Below are 18,977 nucleotides of genomic sequence, written 5' to 3'. Positions count from 1 at the left end.
ACGTTCCATGAAACTGAAATTCCGCACACCCGCAAAGATCAACCTCGGCCTGTTCGTTCTGGGCAAGCGCGACGACGGCTTCCACGAACTCGAAACCCTGTTTCAGATGGTGAGCCTGTACGACCACATCGAACTGGAATCGCAGGATGAGGGCGTTTCACTCGATTGCGACGCCCCCGGCATTCCCACCGACGGCAGCAACCTGGTGGTGCGGGCGGCGGAGATGTTGCGCGACTCGGTTCCTGCCGCAGCAGGGCGCGGGTGCCGTATCCTTTTGAAAAAACACATCCCAGCCGGCGCCGGTCTGGGCGGCGGCAGCGGCAACGCGGCGTACGTGTTGTGGGCTCTAAACCGGCTCTGGGACCTCAAACTGGACCGGTCCGCGCTCCATGAATTTGCTGCCCGTTTGGGCTCAGATATTCCGTTTTTCCTGTCTGCGCCGCAGGCCGTCGGGCGCGGCCGGGGGGAGGTGCTCGAGCCTTTGGAACCCTCTGAAAAAATGCACATTGTCATTATTTTTCCGCGTCTGCTGGTGCCCACCGGAGAGGTCTATCGCGGCCTGAATTTAGAATTGACAACCCCCCCGAAAACGATTAGTATTTTGCAAAAATTTTTTTCTCGATCGGATGTCGCCGGTCTGGCCGCCCATCTCCACAATGACTTGGAACCCTATGTTTTAGAACGGTTTCCGGTCGTCAAGCAGGCCCGGGACGCGTTGAGTGCGCTCGATGCGGAGGGGGTGCTCCTCTCCGGCAGCGGTTCCGCCGTGTTCGGCGTTTTCACCCGCCGGGAGCAGGCTGAGCAGGCCTTTGCCCGTCTTCAGGCAACCGATTGGGACGTCTTTGTGACCGAGACGGTTTCCCGGTTCGCGGAGTTCCTGCCTGAAGAGATGCTCGATTATCCCTGACAGGCAGAGGACCGAACGCCAACCTGCGGGAAGCCCCAGTCGAACCCGGGCTCAATATCTCCTGCCCATATTGTCATAATTTAAATTTCACCGGACAACCAAGGCGAATGCGGGGGGCCGGACTGTTTCGGCGGGGTGCACACAGCTTTTTGCGTGAGGGAAGAGGAGCGCGAAAACCAGATTTCAGGTTGAACGAATTTTTGGGGCGTCGTCAAGTGGTCTAAGACACAGGATTTTGGATCCTGCATTCGGAGGTTCGAATCCTCCCGCCCCAGCCACCACTGTTTCCAAGGACAGGGACCGATACAGGCATGAGTGATAACGGAAGAGTGCGGGTGTTCTCCGGCCGGGCCAACACGGATCTGGCACACGAGATCTGCCAGTACATGAATATCGAGTTGGGCAGGACCGTGATCAAGGATTTTTCCGACGGCGAAATCTATGTTCGCATCGAGGAAAACGTCCGGGGCGGCGACGTGTTTGTCATCCAGCCCACCTGCTCGCCGGGCAACACCAACCTGATGGAGTTGCTCATCATGATCGATGCGCTCAACCGCTCCTCTGCGAAGCGGATCACCGCGGTCATCCCCTACTACGGTTACGCCCGCCAGGACCGCAAATGCGAGCCCCGCGTGCCGATCACCTCGAAGCTGGTTGCCGATCTCGTGCACATCGCCGGCTGCGACCGGGTGCTGACCATCGATCTCCATGCCGGGCAGATCCAGGGATTTTTCAACATTCCCGTCGATCATTTATTTGCAGTCAATGTCCTTATCAGTTACATTAAAAGCCTTAAATTGCCCAATATTGTCGTGATTTCCCCGGATGCGGGCGGTGTGGAACGGGCGCGGGCGTATGCCAAGCGCCTCGGTTCTTCTCTGGCCATCATCGACAAGCGCCGGGACGGGATCAACGTGGCCAAAGCCATGCACATCATTGGCGATGTCCGCGGCAAGGTCGCCATCATCGTGGACGACATGATCGACACCGCGGGCACGTTGATGGAGGCGACCAACGCGTTGCTGGAAGCGGGTGCGGCGGAAGTGCACGCCTGCTGCACCCATGCCGTTCTTTCCGGGCCGGCCGGGGACCGCATCCGTGAATCGCCCATCAAGTCCGTCATCGCCACCAACACGATTCCGTTGCGGGATGATTTGAAATCGATCGACAAAATCAAGATTCTGTCCGTTGCCTCCCTGCTGGGTGAGGCCATTTTGCGGATTCACAGTGAGTCATCGATCAGTTCGCTGTTCGATGCGGAGGATAATTTGTAGTCATGTCAAAAGATCTGAAAGGCACCATCAGGGAACAACGCGGCAGTGCCGCCAATCGCCGTTTGCGTGCGGAAGGCTTTCTGCCCGGCATCATTTACGGTCAGCAGGACCCGGTCTCGATCACCGTCAACCACAAGGACCTGCGCAAGCTGATCGAAGCATACGGCATCAACACGCTCATCAACCTGTCCGTGGAGTCCGACTCCGTGCCGAAGCGCACGGTGATCGTGAAGGACCACCAGAGCCACCCCATCCGTGAGGGCTGGGAACACGTGGACTTCTACGAAGTGGACATGACGGAGAAAATCAAAACCGTCGTTCCGATCCTGCTCGACGGCAAATCGCCTGCGGAAAAACTGGGCGGCATCGTTGAGCAGTCGCTGGACGAGTTGCACATCCGCTGTCTGCCGGGCGACATTCCGCACGACATCAAGGTGGACATGACCAAAGTGGAAATGGACCAGGTCGTGCATGTGTCCGACCTCCCCCTGCCTGCGGGCATCGAGGTGATTGACGACCCGGAAGAAGCGGTGGTCTCCATCCACGAGGTCAAGGAAGAGGTCGAGGCTCCGGAAGGCGAGGAAGCCCTGGTGGGTGAAGAGGCCGAAGCAGGTGAAAAGGCCGCCGATGAGGGTGAAGGCGGTAAATCCGACTCGTGACTTCGTCACATTCTTGAGACGTTGTGTATCTGATTCTTGGGTTGGGCAACCCCGGGCCGCAGTACGAACTGACGCGGCACAACGTGGGGTTCATGGTGGTGGACAACCTGGCGGAGAAGCACCGCATTCCACTCAACCAGCACAAGCACCGTTCCCTGTACGGACAGGGAAAGATCGAGGGGCGTCCGGTGGTCATCGCCAAACCCATGACCTACATGAACGAAAGCGGCCGTGCCGCACAGGCGCTCCTCAATGCCTGGAACATCCCGCCGGAACGCATGGTCGTTGTTCACGACGACATCGACCTGGTGCTGGGCAAAATCAAACGCAAGTTTCAGGGTGGCGATGCCGGACAAAAAGGCGTTCTGTCCTGCATCGAGCGGTTGGCGACCGACCGCTTCGGCCGCATCCGGGTGGGCATCGGCCGACCCGATAACAAACATGAAATCGTGGATTACGTCCTCTCTCCGTTTTCTGAGGGGGAAATGGAGCCACTCAACCACATGATTGAAGAAGCGGTGGAAAGAGTGGAAGCGATTCTCACGGAAATCGAAACGCAAGCCAATCAAACGACGGAGGAAAATACGGAATGATTCAGGAATATAAAGGGGAGGTTATCTTTGTCGGCCTGTCCCTTCTGCTCTATATCGTGTTCGCGGCGTTTGATGCGTCGTACAATTTTGCTTATCTCGGATTTGTGTTCGGCATCTTCGGCCTGTGGGTTGCGCTTCGCACCTACGAGTATGTGGACGACCAGCCGGAAGGCAATGACAAAATGGTCGAAATCGCCGAATCGATTCACGAGGGGGCGATGGTATTCCTGGGCCGCGAATACAAAATCCTCGCGTATTTTGTGGGCGCGGTGTTCATTCTCCTGACCTTCGTCATCGGTGCCCAGAAGGGATTCTGGATCGGCATCGGAACGGCAATCGCCTATCTCATCGGCGCGGCGTGTTCCATGGCCGCGGGTTACTTCGGCATGAATGCGGCCACTACCGCCAACGTGCGCACGGCTGCGGCGGCGAATGAATCGGGCCAGGCCAAAGCGCTCGACATCGCGTTCAACGGCGGCGCAGTCATGGGCCTGTGTGTAGCCAGCCTCGGCCTGCTCGGTGTGGGCGGTCTGTTTGCCCTGTTTGCGCGCGGCGAAGCCGTCAGCGTGATCAGCGGTTTCGCCATGGGCGCCAGCTCGATTGCCCTGTTCGCCCGCGTCGGCGGCGGCATCTACACCAAGATCGCCGACGTTGGTTCCGACCTCGTCGGTAAAGTGGAAGCCGGCATTCCCGAAGACGATCCGCGCAACCCCGGCGTCATCGCCGACAACGTGGGCGACAACGTGGGCGACGTCGCGGGTCTCGGTTCCGACATTTTCGAATCCTATGTCAGTTCCATGATCGCCACCATCGCCATCGCCACCAGTATGTCGGTCATGCGCTTCGAATACATGGCGTTGCCGGTCATCGTCGCCATGGTGGGCCTGATCGCGTCCATCATCGGCATCCGCTCCATCCGCGCCATGACCAGCCTCGACCCGGCGGACGTCCTGCGCTATTCCACCTTTGTGAGTGCGGGTGCGATGCTGCTCGTTGCGCTCATCGTCATCAAGGTCATGGGTCTGCCGACGGGCGTGTTTGTTGCGCTGGCATTCGGCTGTCTGGCCGGTGTGGCGATCGGGTTGATCACCGAATACTACACGGCGGGCAAACCGGTGGTGAAGATCGCAGAATCCAGTTCGACCGGCGTCGCCACCGTCATGATCACCGGCCTCGCCATCGGCATGGAAAGCTGCGTCGCCCCGATTTTGACCATCGCTCTCGCCATTTTCGTTTCCGCCAGTGCGGCAGGCCTGTACGGCGTGGCCCTCGCCGCGGTCGGCATGCTGGCCACAGTCGGCATCACCATGTCGGTGGACGCGTACGGTCCGGTTGCGGACAATGCGGGCGGCATTTCGGAGATGGCCGGGCTGGGTGAGGAAACCCGCAAAATCACCGATGGCCTCGATGCCCTGGGCAACACCACGGCGGCCATCGGCAAAGGCTTCGCCATCGGTTCGGCGGCCCTGACAGCGCTGGCCCTGTTCACGGCTTACACGCAGGCCGCGGGACTGCAAACCATCAATATCACGGACACCACGGTTGTCATCGGCGTGCTCATCGGCGGCGCCATTCCGTTCCTCGTAGCGGCGATGACCATGACCTCGGTCGGCCGCGGCGCATTCACCATGGTGGAGGAAATCCGCCGCCAGTTCCGTGAAATCGCCGGTCTGATGGAAGGCACGGGCAAGCCGGACAACGCCCGCTGCATCGACATCAGCACCAAGGCGGCGCTGAAGGAAATGATCGCACCCGGTGTGGTCGCCATCGTCATGCCCATCCTGATCGGTACCATTCTCGGTGCCGAGGCATTGGGCGGCATGCTGGTCGGCGCCACCCTGACCGGCGTCATGCTGGCCCTGTTCATGGCCAACAGCGGCGGTGCCTGGGACAACGCCAAAAAGTACGTCGAGGGCGGGCAGCTGGGCGGCAAGGGTTCCGATGCGCACAAGGCCACCGTGGTCGGCGACACCGTCGGCGACCCGCTGAAAGACACCTCGGGCCCGGCGATGAACATCCTCATCAAGCTGATGTCCATCGTCTCGCTGGTACTCGCGCCGCTGTTCATCTGAGGCGTTATACTTTGATCGACTTCAAACCGGGATGGGTTCGCCCATCCCGGTTTTTTTTCGGACTGCGTCCGAAAGCAGATGGCTAATACCATGTGGGCGAACGATGATCTGAGAGCGCGTTCCAAATACGTTCTATTGCCTTCGCGTCCTACCCGGCGGACTGCGGCCGGAGGCAATGGATTGTATTGGCACCCGGTGGGAACCTTCTCCCATGGTTCCTTTTACCCTGCCTGGTTTCTTTTTGCCGCCGTTTCCCTCTAAGCCATGTCTTCACCTTTGAAATTCGGGTTTCACGATTTCCTGAACGCGCAACCGCTCCTCGTGCCGCTGGAAGGCACCGCACGGGAAGCGGGCTTCGAGATCGTCAAAGACGTGCCCGCCCGCCTGGCGGACCGTCTGCATGCCGGAGAACTCGATCTCGCCATGATTCCGTCGATCGAGTACCTCAGCCACACCGACCAATACCGCCTCGTTCCCGGCGCCTGCATCGCCTCGCGGGGTGCGGTGGACACGGTGCTTCTTGTCACGCGCGGGGAGATCGAATCGGTGCGCACGGTGGCGCTCGATGAACGGTCGCGCACGTCGGCAACGCTGCTTCGCATTCTGTTTGAGGATGTGTTCCCGCCGGAGGTGCAGTACTCGCGCACGCACCCGGACCTCGAGCACATGATGCGCACCTGCGACGCGGCCCTGGTGATCGGCGACCAGGGTTTCTCCGCCCGCACCAACAACGAAGGATGGACGGTGATCGACCTCAGCCAGCGCTGGTGGGAGCAGACCGGACGCGCCTTCGTGCATGCGGTGGTGGCGGTGCGGCGCGAAGTGACGCTCACACCCGAAAGGCTCAAGGCCGTCGCCGATGCCCCGGCGCAGGGCCGTGCCGCGATGGATGCGATCGTGGCGGATCAGGTGGAGAAGACCGGACTCGATGAAAGCGTGGTGCGGGATTACCTGGAGAACAAGATTCTATACACGCTGGGCGAGGAGGAAGTGGCGGGACTCACCCTGTTCCGCGATTTGTGTTTCCAGAAAAAAATCCTGAACGTGCGTCCTGAATTGGAGTGGGCTTCGGTTTAAGCGGGATATTCTATTCGGGGAGCGGGGGTCTGGCGGATCAGAACTTTTCTTTGATGGAATCCCACAATTTTTTCGAACCTTCCTGGACCCATCCCCATGCTTTGGCGGCGGAGTCTTCCACGAAGTCAATATAACTCTGCGCTTCTTCACTGCGCTTGGGACCGTGCGGCGTTTCCGGCGGCTGCGTCGGTTCGGGTTGCTGGGAGACTTCCGGTTGCGGTGGCGCTTCGGCGGTCTCGACGGAAGGCGTCGGTTCCGGTTGGGGCTCCGGTTCCTGCATGGCGGTCTCTTCCGCGACCGGTTCTTCTTCCATTTCCGGGGCGGTTTCTTCGCCCGGAGTTTCCTCAGCCGAAGATTCGGTGCTTTCTTCCTGCGACAGCTCTTCTTCGGTTTCCGTCATTTCCGGTGTACCGGGCGTGACCTGATCCATGGGTTCTACGGAACCGGTTTCGGTTTCCTTCAGGGCGGTCTCTTCGGTTGTTTCTTCCGTTTCTACGGGGGTGGTTTCTTCAGCGGCCGCTTCGCCCGGTTCTTCTACCGGCGTCTCTTCATCCGCGACCGGCTCTTCCGCGGAAGCTTCCTCCGTTTCCCCGGCAGGCGTTTCTTCCGCAGGCTCCTCTTGCGGTGGCTTCACCACTTCCCCCGCCACCGGTTCCAGTTCTCCTTCCGCACCGGGCACTTCTTCCGTGGATTGCAGTTGGATGGTGCCAATGCGCACGCCCTCTTTCAGCTGATCGACTTCCCTTTGCAACGCCTCCAGAGCGGCGCGCTGGGCTTCGTTGTTTTCGTCGATCCGCGATTGTGTATCCTCGATGCGCGCTTGCGTTTCCTCAAACCGGGCGATCAACTGCTCCAATTGCGCCGCATTTTTCTGGGGCAGTTGGTTTACCAGCTCCCGAAGTTTCTGGATGTCTTGTCCCAGTTGGTTGGACTGCTGGTTGAGGGAGGCGAGCGATCCCTGGTGGCCGCGAAGCATGAGGAATCCCTTCCATCCGAAATACCCGCCCGCGGCGAGGATCAGCAGGAGCACGAACCAGATCTTGCCCGTGCCTTTGGATTTGGCTTTTTGGGGAGGAGTGTCCTCGGGTTTGGTTTCTTCCCCCGAAGGAGTGTCTTGGGATTCCGCCTTGGAGGATTCCCCTTCAGGCGCGTCACCGGAATCGGTGAAAGGATCTTCGCTTTCCGGTTTTTCGCTGTCGGAGGCGGTTGTGTCGGCAACTTCGTTTTCACCCGCGGGTTCCACGGGCGGAGAGTCCGCCTGGCCCTCAGGTACCTCCGGCGGTTGGGACCGGGATTCCGTGGATTCGGAATCCGCTTCCTGTCGTTCTTCGTCCCTGGCCAATGGATTTCCGGTTCAGTGGATGATTTTGTTGAGCGGGAACTCGACGATGTCTTCCGCCCCCGCCTTTTTGAGATCCGGCACGATCTCGCGCACCAGTTTTTCTTCCAGGATGACCATCAGGTCGGCCCAGGCGTCGTCGGTCAGGCTGGAGATGGTCGGCTTGGTGTTGGGAGGCAGGATTTTCATGATCGCCTCCATCGATTTGCGCGGCACGTTCATCATGATGCCGACCTTGCGGTTGGCGGCCATCGCGCCTTTCAGCATCAGCACGATGCGCTCCACCTTGGTGCGCTTCCATTCGTCCTTGAAGGAGTTCTTGTTCATGATGAACTTGGTGTTCGACTCCATGATGGTGTCGATGATGCGCAGGTTGTTGGCGCGGAGCGAACTGCCGGTCTCAGTGATTTCAACGATGGCGTCGGCGAGTTTCGGCGGTTTGACTTCCGTCGCGCCCCAGGAAAACTCGACCGAGGCGGTGACGCCGTGCTGTTTCAGGTAATCGACGGTCATGTTGACCGCTTCGGTGGCGATGCGTTTGCCCTGCAGGTCCTTGACATTGTTGATGGGGGAATCGTTGGGCACGGCGATCACCCAGCGCACCGGCCGGTCCGATGTTTTCGAGTAAACGAGGTCGGCGATCTCCTCGACCTCGACGCGGTTTTCCTGCACCCAGTCCTTGCCCGTCAGGCCCGCGTCCAGCACGCCGTCAGCGACGTAGCGCGCGATTTCCTGCGCGCGGATCAGCAGGCACTCGATTTCATCGTCATCGATGGTGGGGTAGTAGGAACGGCTGCTGAATTTGATTTTCCACCCGGCTTTTTCAAAGAGGGCGGCGGTGGCGTCCTGCAAACTGCCCTTGGGGATTCCCAGTTTCAATACGTTTCCACTCATTCACTTTCCTGTGGTTGATAAGGTTGCGGTTCTTACTTTTTATAAACTTTGTCGGGGTCGAAGACTTTTTCCTCGACGGTGGTCAACTCGCCGTTCAGCTTGCGGAAGAAACAGCTCTGGTAACCCTTGTGGCAGGCGGCCTCGCCGACCTGCTCCACTTTCAAAAGGACGGTGTCGTCGTCGCAGTCGATGAACACTTCCTTCACCTTCTGCACGTTTCCGCTTTCTTCGCCCTTCATCCACTGTTTGTCGCGGGAGCGGCTGTAGAACCAGGCGTTGCCGGTTTCCAGCGTTTTCTCCCAGGCAATCTGGTTCATGTAGGCGAGCATCAGCACTTTGCCGGATTTGGCATCCTGAATGATGGCGGGCACAAGACCGCCCATCTTGTCAAAATCAAGCTTCATTGAGGGACTCCCGGTAAAACAGCGAATTGTAAATAATATTGATTTTCTGTCAACATTATAATAGCCTGTCGAGGTACTAAACCGACAATTTTAAAGGCTTTGTGGATTCGGGATCGTTTCCGTCCAATGTATAGGCATTGGGGTCTTAAATCAAGGTTTATAGTTTGAAATGATGAATTTTCAGGTCGAGGGAACATGCCTTCACTAAGTGGATACCGCATTTACGACACGGCGGAACCGTGCAACTACACCGGCCAGAAACTGATCGACGCCATGACCAAGGTGGTGAGCGACAAGTTGAGCGAGGACGGCCGGGAACTCAACCTGTTCGGCTGTTGCGTCGGCGTCAACGGCATCAAGGTGATCGCCGAGGACCCGCGCATCGTCAAGGTCAAGCGTCTCAACCTGGGTGGCAACAAGATCGGAGATGCGGGCGCGCATTTCGTTTCCGAGTGCGAGGCGTTTTCCAAGGTCAACTGGGTCGAGTTCGGCGGCAACGAGCTCGGCGCCAACGGCATCCGCGCCATCGTCAAATCGAAGGTGTTCCAGAAACTGAGGACGCTCAACCTCTACCGCAACTACCTGCGCGACGAGGGCGCAAAAGTGCTGGCGGAGGAAAACGAGCTGGAACGGCTGGAGGAACTGGATCTCGCGCAGAACGAGATCGGCGATGTGGGCCTGATCGCGCTGGCCAATTCCACCAAACTGCCGAGCCTGGTGTCCATTGCCATGGACAACAACTTCACCACCATCGAAGGGCGCGAGGCCGCGCGCAATGGGCCGTTGTTCCGCAAGTGCCAGTCCGTAAACCTGTAACCGAACGCTCATTCCCGTTCAGGTGAATTCATGTCCGAAGACGCTTACGGCAAGGGCACCTTCCTGATCGCCAACCCGGTACTGGGCGACCCCAATTTCTCCCGCACGGTGGTCCTGTTGTGCGATCACAATGAGGAAGGCTCGTTCGGCCTGGTGGTCAACCGCAAGGCGGGGCTCATGGCTTCCGAACTGTTCCAGAAAGCGGAATTTCTGACCGGCTACGACAACGAAGTGTTTGTCGGCGGCCCGGTGGCGCAGTCGCAGGTGTTTTACCTGGTGCGTTCGGAACTTCCACTGGAGGGGCTCGATCCCATCTGCGACAACATCCACCTCGGCATGAGCTGGGAACCGCTGGAGAAGGTGTACCGTCAACTGGAAAACCCGGCGGAGAACCTGCGCTTCTACATCGGTTACTCCGGCTGGGGAAGCGGCCAGCTGGCCGGGGAAATGGAACACCGCAGCTGGTTGACCTGCGACGCGAAAAACGACCATATTTTCGGTGACCCCGAAAGCAACATATGGGGCCGGGTGGTGAAGTCGCTCGGCAAGGAATACGAATACCTTCTGAGAGCGCCGGTGGACCCGCGCATGAACTGAGGGATCGCCCATGCCCTCCCTGTCTCCTTCCGCCCCCAAAGCTCGAAACCCGATGAACCGCCTGCACACGCCGCCGCCACAGGAGCAGATCTACGCTTGTCACCTGCCGGGCCGCTACATCGGTTACACCATCGAAGCGTATTTCTGCGACCGCTTTCCGTACTTCGGGCGTGAGGAATGGGAGCGGCGCATCGTGAAAGGCCGCATCACGGTCAACGGCCTGCCGGTGGCACTGGGCACGCGGCTCAAGGAACACGACTACATCGTCACCAACATGGGCGTGCGTACGGAACCGCCCGCCGACCGCAAGCTGGAAGTGGTCTATGAAGACGCGCATCTGCGCGCGTTCAACAAGGGGGCGCCGCTGCCCGTGCACCCCAGCGGCCGTTATTTTCAGAACAGCATGACCGAGCTGTTGCGCGAGCGCTATCCGGACGAGGTGCCGCGCCCGGTGCAACGGCTGGACGCCACCACCACCGGGCTCGTGGTGTTTGCCAAAACGCGCGGAGCGGCGTATAAACTGTCTCAGGAGTTCACCCAAAACCGTGTGCACAAGGAATACCTGGCGCTGGTGGCGGGGGAGCCGAAGTCGCCGCGTTTCGTGGTGGACCTGCCGGTGGGCAAGGTGGTGGGCTCGGCCCGCGGCGTGGGACCGGACATCCGGAACCCCAAGGCTGCGGTCACGGTGTTTGAATGCCTGGCGGTGAAGGAAGGCGTGTCGCTGATCCGTGCGGTGCCCCACACCGGGCGCACCAACCAGATCCGCGTGCACCTGGCGAGTGTGGGCTTGCCGATTCTGAATGACGGGGTGTACGGCAAAAAGATCGAGGGCTCGTACGAGTACGGCCTGCACGCGTATCGGCTGGTGTTCAACGGACCGGACCGGGCGATGGAACTCACCGCGCCCTGGCCGGAACATTTTTCCCCGCTCATCGGTCACAGTGTGCTGGCGAAGGAAACGTAAGAATAAATAATGAACGCACCGAAAAAAAATCCGACGACGTTGGCCGCTGCGGAAACCGCGTATACGCTGATCAAGCGGATGCGCAATCCGTACTGGATGGCGCCGATGTCCGGCATCACCGACCTCTGCTACCGTCACCTGATGGACGAGATGGGCGCGGGTGTGCTGATCTCGGAGCTGGTGTCGGCGAAGGGACTGGTTTACAGCTCGGAACGCACGGCGAAGATGATCCGTGTTCACGAAAACCCCGGCACAATGGTGGGAATTCAGTTGTTCGGCGAGGATGCCGACGACTACGTCCGCGTCGCACCGCAGGTGAAGGATCAGGGAGCGGACTTCATCGACATCAACCTCGGTTGCCCGGTGAAGAAGGTGGTGAAGAAAGGATGCGGGTCGGCGCTGATGCGCGATCCGGATAAGCTGTTTGTTTTTCTCCAGCACATCCGCACGAACATCGACCTGCCGCTCACGGTGAAGATGCGGACGGGATGGAGTCATGAAGAGCTCACCATCCACGAATGCGTGGACGCGGCGAAGCAGGCGGGGTGCCAGTGGGTGGCCATCCACGGACGCACGCGCCAGCAGGGGTACAGCGGGCAGGCCGACTGGGAATTGATCACCGACGTCAAATGCAAAACCGACATCCCCATCATCGGCAACGGCGACATTCGCAGTGCCGACCGCGCCCGGCAATTGCTCGAGGAAAGCGGCGTCGATGCGGTGATGATCGGCCGCGGGGCTTTGCGCGATCCGTGGATTTTCAAAGAATGCACAGGTGAGTTGGGAGACACGTTGTCGCCGGCGCCGATCGAGCTGCTGCACCGCTTTCACGAAATGCTGGAGCCGGTGTACGACATGCGCCGGACGTTGTTGTACCTGCGCAAGCTGGCGGTGTGGATGGCGTACGGCTATCCCGGGGCCGCGGCGTTTCGCGGTATGATGTTTTCACTGCCCACGGTGCGCCAGGTGTTGACGGAGGGCGAGATCTTTTTTCGTAAAGTGGCGCACCTGCCCAGGCCGAAGTTCGACGAGGCGGAGGCTTTCATGATGGGGGGGCACGGTTAAAAATGGACCTGCCGAGTCTTGGTCATTGAGTTGCAGGTCATCATGGGGGAGGGGTGATGATGGATCAGGCGAACCTGCAACACTGGGTGGAGGCAAACAACTTTTTCCAGTTCATGGATTCGGAAGAGCGGGCACACCTGTACTCGTTCAAGGACCACTGGAAATTCGTGAAACCTGGCGAGTGTGTGGTGCGTGTCGGTGAGACGGATTACGGCTTCTTCGTCATCGTCAAGGGCACGTTCAGCGTCATCAAGCCGGAAGACATTTTTCTCGCGCATCTGAACCCCGGGGACCTGTTCGGTGAAGTCAGCCTCAAATCGCGCCGCAAACGTTACAGCAACGTGGTGGCGGACGATGAGGGTATCGTGTTCAAGGTAGATGACATCCTGTTAAAAAAAATCAGCCCGGCACTTCATTTGAAAATCAAGAACCAGGTGATTGAAGTGTTGATCCGCCGGCTGGACGACATGAACCAGCGGCTGGTCAAACTCACCCGCATGCGCTGACCGGCAGGCGGCGTCCATTTCCCTTTTTTGAGGTTCCATCCGTGACCGCCCGCAACCCCTCCACTTCACGCGATCAAAACCCGCGCCGCAAAACGCCGCCGAAAAAAAAGCACATCCCCGTCAAGGAACGCGAATGGACCCTGTGCGGCTGGAACGCCTGCATGCGCGCGTTCGAGGAACGGCCGGGGGACCTGCTTCGCCTGTACTATCACAAGGACCGCTCGAAGGCGTTGTACCGGGTCAAGCAGTGGTGTGCGAAACGCAAACTGCCGTATCGCGAACTGGACGACGACTCGCTGAACCGCGCTGCGGGCGGGGTGCATCACGAGGGGGTGGTGATGGTCACGCGCCCGCTTCATGTGCTCTCCCTCTACAAACTGCTGGAGAAGCCGGTGCACGCCGACTGGATCGGCGTCGCCTTCGACGGCGTGGCCAACACCCACAATGTCGGTGCGGTGCTTCGTTCGTGCGGCTACTTCGGGGTGCGCGGGGTTCTGCTGGACAAGGAACAACGACAGGTGGCGGTGGCTTCCTCCACGGCGCGCACGGCGGAAGGCGCACTGGAAGTGGTGCCGGTGTACGACTGCGCCGACCTCGCCTCCGGCCTGCGCGATCTCAAGGGCAAAGGCGTGTTTGTGCTGGGCACCGACCCGGAGGCCAGGGAATCCCTCTACGAAGCTGACATTCCGTTCCCCTGTGTGCTGGTGCTGGGCGGCGAACGCGAGGGGTTGTCGAAACGCGTGCGCGGGCGTTGCGACCGGGTGGTGCGCATTCCCGGCGAAGATACGATTCAATCGCTCAACGTGTCGGTGGCGGCGGGGGTGGTGCTGGGCGAACTGTTCCGCCGCCTGCACGCCCCTCCCAATTCTTCATCATCATGAACTTCGCGCTGGTGCATCCTTTGATCGTGCATTTCCCGGTGGCCCTGCTCACCAGCGGGAGCGTTCTGGAGTTGTACGGCCGCCTGCAGAAGGAACCGGTGGCGGAGCGCGCCGGGCGCTTCAACGTGCAGTTCGGGTTCTGGGCTCTGCTTGTTGCGGTGGCGGTGGGTTTGCTGGGACTGCTCGACCTGGAAGTGCAGGACAAATTCCGCTCGTTTTTAAGCTCACACATCCTGTTCGCTTTCACCACGGCGAGCGTGTACGCCCTGGGCATGGTCTGCTACCGTTTCCGTTCCAGAGCCTGGGCGGACGGTTTGTATCTTTTGTTATTGGCGGTGGGACTGTGCACCACGCTGGCGACGGGTTACTACGGCGGCGAACTGGTGCACCGATTCGGCCTGCCTTCGGGCGATCAGCCGCTGGTGGAGTGAAACACCAGCAGGTAGCCGCTGTATGCGGTGGCGCCCATCAGAAGCACGTTGGCGATGTAAAAAAAGAAAGCGTTGCGCGACAAGGCGTTGGTGTAGGCGTAAATGGTGCAGATGATGGTGACAATGACGAAGGCGAAGGAATAGCCCTGGTGGCCTTCGACTTCCACCACCGGCCACTGCCCGAGGTCCACGGCGAACAGGCCGGAAAAGATCGCCATCACCCCCATCAACAACGCGGCGCTGAAGTTGAACGCGGCGGCCTGCACCATCTGGGTGTCGTTGCGCCGTTTGGCGAACCCCATCATGAGCAGTCCGGCCGCAGCCAGTGCCACCGGAAAATGCGACAAAAATGGATGGAGTGAAGGTGTGCTCAGCATAAACGGCCCGGACGGGCGTGGCCCGCGGCAAATTGGCGACTGCCCGGTGGTTGTGGCGTTGGTCCGTGGGCGCAATCCAAATACACTCCGTTTGCGTCACGTCCAACGTGGCACGGACCGCGTCCGATGCAACCGGCTACTAATTAATGAGCGAGCGACGGCCTGAAAGCAAGTTCCATGTACACACTGTTGGCTCCGCGGCCTGCGCGGGAGATCAGTTGTCGTTGGGCCGGATGTCGGTATCCAGGTTGACGTCGACGTCCACCTTGGTGGCGGCGGAGACTTCCTGTTCCAACTCCTGCATGTTGGCCGTTTGCTTGACGGTTTCGGTTTCGTCCAGCACTTCCTGCTTGAGTTCATTGAAGGTGCGCTGAAATTCACCCCAGCCTTTACCGATGGCCTTGGCGAGACGGGGCAGGTTGGCCGGTCCAATGATGAACATGCCAATGCCCATGAGAATCATGATCTCAAAAAAACCGATATCGAACATAAGGGTTTCCAAAAAAAAGGATTCTGGTATGATTCGATCTTATCAGACTCCGTGGGGGGCGGCAAGAAAAGACAATCGGGCTTGCCCGTGGCCGCCGCACCCGGAATTTGACACACCCCCGGGACTTGGCTAACCTGTACCCATTCCTTCCCAGACTGGGAACCGGTGGCTCCGAATCCAGCCGATGCGCAATCCGAATCACCCGAAACGCCTTTCATGAAAATCACTCGAGGGACCAAGCACTTCAAAGGCCCGTTGCCGCACCCGGTGGTGGCGCTGGGCAACTTTGACGGGGTGCACCTGGGGCATCAGCTCATTTTCCGCAGGGTGGCGGAAATCGCCAGGGAGAAACAGGGGGCGGCGATGGTGTTCACCTTCGAGCCGCATCCTTTAAAAATCCTCGCGCCGGAAAAAGCGCCGCCGCTCCTCACCACCTTCCGCCAGAAGATGGAGTTGATCGAGCAATGCGGCATCGACGAGGTGGTGTGCGCCGATTTCACACAGCAGTTCGCCGACCAGCGTCCCCGCGACTTCGCCAAGGACATCCTGGTGGACCTGCTGGGGTCGAAGGAGATCGTGGTCGGCTACGACTACGCTTTTGGCCGCGGGCGCGAAGGCACGCTGACGTACCTGCAGAAAATGGGAGAGGAATTCGGCTTCGCCGTGCACGTGATCGAGGAGATCCGCATCAACGGCCAGCGGGTGAGCAGTTCCCACGTGCGGGAATTGATCGAGGACGGGCAGGTGGAGGAAGCGCGGCAGTTCCTTGGCCGTTACTATTCCATCCACGGTCCGGTGGTGCACGGCTATAAAACCGGCCAGCGTATCGGTTTTCCGACGGCGAACCTCGACACCAGCAAGGTGCAGATTCCCGGCACCGGCGTCTATGCCGTTCGCATCATCCACAATCAGAAAGAGTATGACGGCGCGGCCAACATCGGTTTCAATCCGACGTTCCACCGCGACCGGCTGAGCGTCGAAGTGCACATCTTCGATTTTCACCAGGAGATCTACGGCATCGACCTCGAAGTCCAGTTCATCGCGCGCATCCGCGGCGAAAAGGAATTCGCCAATGCGGAAGAGCTTGTGATGCAGATCGAAAAAGACATCGAAACCGTCAAATCCATTCTCGCCAGGCACACGTTTTGAAACGATCCGGTCAACTGATCATCGGCATGCTGGTGGCCGTTGCGGCGGTGTATTACACCGTGCGCAACGTCTCGATGCAGGAGTTGCTCGACTCCTTCGCCAACGTGCATTACGGCTACCTGGCCATCTCCGCGTTGATGATGATCCTCACCTATGTCGCGCGGGCCGTGCGCTGGCGCGTTCTGCTCGCACCTGTGAAGGAAGTGCGGACCATCGAACTGGGCTCGCCGCTGATGGTGGGTTTCATGGCGGGCGTCCTGCCGGCACGCGCCGGGGAATTGATCCGGGCTTTTTTGCTGGGCAAGAAATTGAACATGTCGTTCGCCAGCGCGCTGGCTACCATTGTCGTCGAGCGCCTGTTCGACATGGTCCTGCTTCTCATGTTGTTTGCGTGGCTGCTGGTGTTCCATGCCGACATGCTGGGCGCGAACATCGCCTGGTCGGGTATCCCCGTTCAGACCCTCGCCTTCCAGTTCGGGCTGGCGAGCGTGGTGCTGGTGGTGGGGCTGGTGGTGTTTATTTACCTGTTGATCTACCACGAAGAGCGCGCCATGAAACTGGTGCACTGGTTCATGAAACCGTTTCCGGAAACATTCCAGTACAAGATCGTGCAGATGGCGGAAACGTTCAGCCAGGGGTTGCATGTGGTCAAGAGCCTTCGCTCCCTGATGTGGGTGTTCGTGGCGACGGCGGCGGTGTGGGCGCTGGTCATCCTGCAGTATTACCCTCTTTACTTCGCCTACGACCTGAATGAAAAAACGCTCGCGTCCACCATCCTGCTCACGGTGATGATCTGCATCTTCATCACCATCCTGCCGACGCCCGCGTTTCTGGGGTCGCTGAATGCAGGGGTCCTGATTGCCCTCCACGAAATCATGAACGAGCCGGAGGTGGCGGCGGTGAGTTTCGGCTTCGTCGCCTGGGGACTCAACTTCATCGTCGTCATGGTGGGGGGCATCTACTTCATCCTGCACGACCACATCTCCGTCAAGAACCTCGTCGAAATGGAAGAAGAAGTCTAGCGGGCGTGGCCCGGACTGCGTCCGGAGACAGATGGCTGATGCCCTGCGGGCGAACGAGGGTCCGTGGGCGCGGAAAGCGTCCGAAGCAGGGGACCTGCGCCGATTGCAGACTCCTTGGCGACCGCTTCCGGCAGTGAAATTAGCATTCCATTTCCCAGGGCGTTATGCTATTTTACCTGCTCAAAATGAACATGCCGAAGTGGTGGAATTGGTAGACACGCATGATTCAGGATCATGTGGGGGCGACCCCGTGGAGGTTCAAATCCTCTCTTCGGCACCATCTTGCTCTGCCCACCGGGCCGGATCCTCTCCGGTCCGGTTTTTTTATGCCTTGGAGGGGATGGAGGCCTCCGCCCCGCGCAAAAGGGGGAATCCCATTTCCTCGCGCTGGCGCACGTAACCTTCCGCGCACAGGCGGGCAAGTTTCCTCACGCGGCCGATGAACCCCGTGCGCTCGGTGACGCTGATGGCGCCGCGCGCGTCGAGCAAATTGAAGGTGTGCGAACACTTGAGGGTGTAATCGTAGGCGGGCAGAACCAGGTCCTGCTCCAGCAGCGCCCGCGCTTCCGCCTCGTACATGTCGAACCACTGGAACAGGCGTTCCTTGCTCGATGCTTCGAAGTTGTAGCGCGAAAACTGTTTTTCCGTTTCCAGGTGGATGTCGCCGTAGGTGAACGCGTCGTTCCACTGCAGGTCGTATACGTTGTCGATGTTCTGCAGGTACATGGTGATGCGTTCCAGCCCGTAGGTCAGCTCCACGGTCACCGGTTCGAGGTCGAGGCTCCCCACCTGCTGGAAGTAAGTGAACTGCGTGATCTCCATGCCGTCCAGCCACACCTCCCAGCCCAGTCCCCACGCACCCAGGGTCGGCGACTCCCAGTCGTCCTCGACGAAGCGGATGTCGTGTTGCAGGGGATCGATCCCCAGAGCGCGCAGGCTTCCGAGATACTGTTCCTGCACGTCTTCCGGCGAGGGTTTCAGGATGACCTGGTACTGGTAGTAGTGTTGCAGGCGGTTGGGGTTCTCGCCGTAGCGTCCGTCGGTCGGCCGGCGCGATGGCTCCACGTACGCCGCGCGGAACGGTTCCGGCCCCAGTACGCGGAAGAAGGTGGCGGGATTGAACGTGCCCGCACCGGCCTCGGTGTCGTAGGGTTGATGCAGGACACAGCCTCGCGAGGTCCAGTATTCGTTCAACTTCATGATGACGTTTTGAAAATGCATGGTCCGGTATTTAGCAGAGAACGAAGAATCAAGTCAAATATTTAAATGCACTCCGGCCTGACCGTTCTGGCGTTCAGGACGGGGCTGTCTCCTCGCAAAAGCTGACCCGCTTTCAAAAACCAACGAAGCCCCACTCGAATAAATTCCATTCGTCATTCGAAGCAATTCCCCCTGTATTTTGCAGTTTTGAGGATATTTTAAAATTGCCTTCTTTTATAGAGTAGCCAGCATGGAACACA

Annotated in this window: 21 protein-coding genes and 2 tRNA genes; 17 read left to right on the top strand and 6 right to left on the bottom strand. The window is 59.4% G+C overall.

Going from position 1 to position 18,977, the window contains the following annotated elements; translation table 11 throughout:
• The first annotated feature begins 7 nt into the window (after positions 1 to 7).
• From ispE to ACTRW9_RS03720, 7 genes are all read left to right on the top strand, one after another.
• Positions 8 to 907: a 4-(cytidine 5'-diphospho)-2-C-methyl-D-erythritol kinase gene (gene ispE / locus ACTRW9_RS03750; RefSeq protein WP_442428346.1), complete on the top strand. Its 900-nt coding sequence runs from the start codon at positions 8 to 10 to the stop codon at positions 905 to 907.
• 201 nt (positions 908 to 1,108) lie between these two features.
• A tRNA-Gln gene (locus tag ACTRW9_RS03745) sits at positions 1,109 to 1,185 on the top strand.
• A 33-nt stretch (positions 1,186 to 1,218) separates the two neighbouring features.
• Entirely contained in the window at positions 1,219 to 2,181 is a 963-nt protein-coding gene (locus ACTRW9_RS03740) for a ribose-phosphate diphosphokinase (RefSeq protein ID WP_442426802.1), read from the top strand.
• 2 nt (positions 2,182 to 2,183) lie between these two features.
• Complete coding sequence (locus ACTRW9_RS03735) at positions 2,184 to 2,840, top strand: 50S ribosomal protein L25 (protein ID WP_442428345.1); 657 nt, start codon at positions 2,184 to 2,186, stop codon at positions 2,838 to 2,840.
• A gap of 23 nt (positions 2,841 to 2,863) precedes the next feature.
• A complete protein-coding gene (gene pth, locus ACTRW9_RS03730; RefSeq protein WP_442428344.1) occupies positions 2,864 to 3,433 on the top strand; it encodes an aminoacyl-tRNA hydrolase in 570 nt (189 codons plus the stop codon).
• A complete protein-coding gene (locus ACTRW9_RS03725; protein WP_442428343.1) occupies positions 3,430 to 5,505 on the top strand; it encodes a sodium-translocating pyrophosphatase in 2,076 nt (691 codons plus the stop codon). The genes pth and ACTRW9_RS03725 overlap by 4 nt, the downstream gene beginning before the upstream one ends.
• A 264-nt stretch (positions 5,506 to 5,769) precedes the next feature.
• The gene (locus tag ACTRW9_RS03720; RefSeq protein WP_442428342.1) at positions 5,770 to 6,582 is read left to right on the top strand and encodes a menaquinone biosynthesis protein; all 813 of its coding nucleotides are present in this window, start codon (positions 5,770 to 5,772) and stop codon (positions 6,580 to 6,582) included.
• Between the two features lie 37 nt (positions 6,583 to 6,619).
• Here the strand turns inward: ACTRW9_RS03720 and ACTRW9_RS03715 are convergent, their stop codons facing one another.
• The 3 genes from ACTRW9_RS03715 to hisI are packed head-to-tail and all read right to left on the bottom strand — an operon-like array spanning position 6,620 to position 9,219.
• Positions 6,620 to 7,924 (bottom strand): hypothetical protein, encoded by a 1,305-nt coding sequence (locus ACTRW9_RS03715; protein WP_442428341.1) that lies wholly within the window; start codon positions 7,922 to 7,924, stop codon positions 6,620 to 6,622.
• Positions 7,925 to 7,936: 12 nt separating this feature from the next.
• On the bottom strand, positions 7,937 to 8,815 hold the full coding sequence (hisG, locus tag ACTRW9_RS03710) for an ATP phosphoribosyltransferase (RefSeq protein WP_442426796.1): 879 nt from the start codon (positions 8,813 to 8,815) through the stop codon (positions 7,937 to 7,939).
• A 32-nt stretch (positions 8,816 to 8,847) separates the two neighbouring features.
• The gene (gene hisI, locus ACTRW9_RS03705; protein WP_005007397.1) at positions 8,848 to 9,219 is read right to left on the bottom strand and encodes a phosphoribosyl-AMP cyclohydrolase; all 372 of its coding nucleotides are present in this window, start codon (positions 9,217 to 9,219) and stop codon (positions 8,848 to 8,850) included.
• A gap of 195 nt (positions 9,220 to 9,414) precedes the next feature.
• Between hisI and ACTRW9_RS03700 the strand changes: the two genes are divergently transcribed.
• From ACTRW9_RS03700 to ACTRW9_RS03670, 7 genes are read left to right on the top strand one after another with little or no spacing between them, the layout of a single operon-like run.
• On the top strand, positions 9,415 to 10,035 hold the full coding sequence (locus ACTRW9_RS03700; protein ID WP_442428340.1) for a hypothetical protein: 621 nt from the start codon (positions 9,415 to 9,417) through the stop codon (positions 10,033 to 10,035).
• Positions 10,036 to 10,065: 30 nt separating this feature from the next.
• Entirely contained in the window at positions 10,066 to 10,632 is a 567-nt protein-coding gene (locus ACTRW9_RS03695) for a YqgE/AlgH family protein (protein ID WP_005007401.1), read from the top strand.
• Positions 10,633 to 10,642: 10 nt separating this feature from the next.
• Positions 10,643 to 11,596 carry an RluA family pseudouridine synthase gene (locus tag ACTRW9_RS03690; protein ID WP_442428339.1) on the top strand — a complete coding sequence of 318 codons (954 nt, stop codon included), beginning with the start codon at positions 10,643 to 10,645 and terminating at the stop codon, positions 11,594 to 11,596.
• A gap of 9 nt (positions 11,597 to 11,605) precedes the next feature.
• Positions 11,606 to 12,661 carry a tRNA dihydrouridine synthase gene (locus ACTRW9_RS03685; protein WP_442428338.1) on the top strand — a complete coding sequence of 352 codons (1,056 nt, stop codon included), beginning with the start codon at positions 11,606 to 11,608 and terminating at the stop codon, positions 12,659 to 12,661.
• 56 nt (positions 12,662 to 12,717) lie between these two features.
• Positions 12,718 to 13,167 carry a cyclic nucleotide-binding domain-containing protein gene (locus ACTRW9_RS03680; protein WP_442428337.1) on the top strand — a complete coding sequence of 150 codons (450 nt, stop codon included), beginning with the start codon at positions 12,718 to 12,720 and terminating at the stop codon, positions 13,165 to 13,167.
• A gap of 41 nt (positions 13,168 to 13,208) precedes the next feature.
• Positions 13,209 to 14,048 carry a TrmH family RNA methyltransferase gene (locus tag ACTRW9_RS03675; RefSeq protein ID WP_442428336.1) on the top strand — a complete coding sequence of 280 codons (840 nt, stop codon included), beginning with the start codon at positions 13,209 to 13,211 and terminating at the stop codon, positions 14,046 to 14,048.
• A complete protein-coding gene (locus ACTRW9_RS03670; protein ID WP_442426790.1) occupies positions 14,045 to 14,479 on the top strand; it encodes a DUF2231 domain-containing protein in 435 nt (144 codons plus the stop codon). Before ACTRW9_RS03675 ends, ACTRW9_RS03670 begins: the two co-directional genes overlap by 4 nt.
• On the opposite strand, the gene ACTRW9_RS03665 is transcribed toward ACTRW9_RS03670, so the two are convergent.
• Positions 14,461 to 14,856, bottom strand: a complete 396-nt coding sequence (locus ACTRW9_RS03665; protein ID WP_442426789.1) for a hypothetical protein — start codon at positions 14,854 to 14,856, stop codon at positions 14,461 to 14,463. The genes ACTRW9_RS03670 and ACTRW9_RS03665 overlap by 19 nt on opposite strands.
• A gap of 214 nt (positions 14,857 to 15,070) precedes the next feature.
• Positions 15,071 to 15,346 (bottom strand): Sec-independent protein translocase subunit TatA/TatB, encoded by a 276-nt coding sequence (locus ACTRW9_RS03660; protein ID WP_042250531.1) that lies wholly within the window; start codon positions 15,344 to 15,346, stop codon positions 15,071 to 15,073.
• Between the two features lie 216 nt (positions 15,347 to 15,562).
• On the opposite strand from ACTRW9_RS03660, the gene ACTRW9_RS03655 reads away from it, so the two are divergent.
• The 3 genes from ACTRW9_RS03655 (at position 15,563) to ACTRW9_RS03645 (ending at position 17,797) form a co-directional block, all read left to right on the top strand.
• Positions 15,563 to 16,495, top strand: coding sequence for a bifunctional riboflavin kinase/FAD synthetase (locus ACTRW9_RS03655; protein WP_442426788.1), 933 nt, complete (start codon positions 15,563 to 15,565; stop codon positions 16,493 to 16,495).
• Positions 16,492 to 17,517: a lysylphosphatidylglycerol synthase transmembrane domain-containing protein gene (locus ACTRW9_RS03650; RefSeq protein ID WP_442428335.1), complete on the top strand. Its 1,026-nt coding sequence runs from the start codon at positions 16,492 to 16,494 to the stop codon at positions 17,515 to 17,517. Before ACTRW9_RS03655 ends, ACTRW9_RS03650 begins: the two co-directional genes overlap by 4 nt.
• Positions 17,518 to 17,710: 193 nt before the next feature.
• Positions 17,711 to 17,797: transfer RNA gene (locus ACTRW9_RS03645), tRNA-Leu, on the top strand.
• A gap of 44 nt (positions 17,798 to 17,841) precedes the next feature.
• On the opposite strand, the gene glyQ is transcribed toward ACTRW9_RS03645, so the two are convergent.
• The gene (gene glyQ, locus ACTRW9_RS03640) at positions 17,842 to 18,738 is read right to left on the bottom strand and encodes a glycine--tRNA ligase subunit alpha (RefSeq protein WP_442426786.1); all 897 of its coding nucleotides are present in this window, start codon (positions 18,736 to 18,738) and stop codon (positions 17,842 to 17,844) included.
• Positions 18,739 to 18,977 lie beyond the last annotated feature (239 nt).

Origin of the sequence: Nitrospina sp. 32_T5 (assembly GCF_052156635.1) — a bacterium.
Classification (GTDB): Bacteria; Nitrospinota; Nitrospinia; order Nitrospinales; family Nitrospinaceae; genus Nitrospina.
This window is presented reverse-complemented; position numbering and strand designations above follow the sequence as displayed.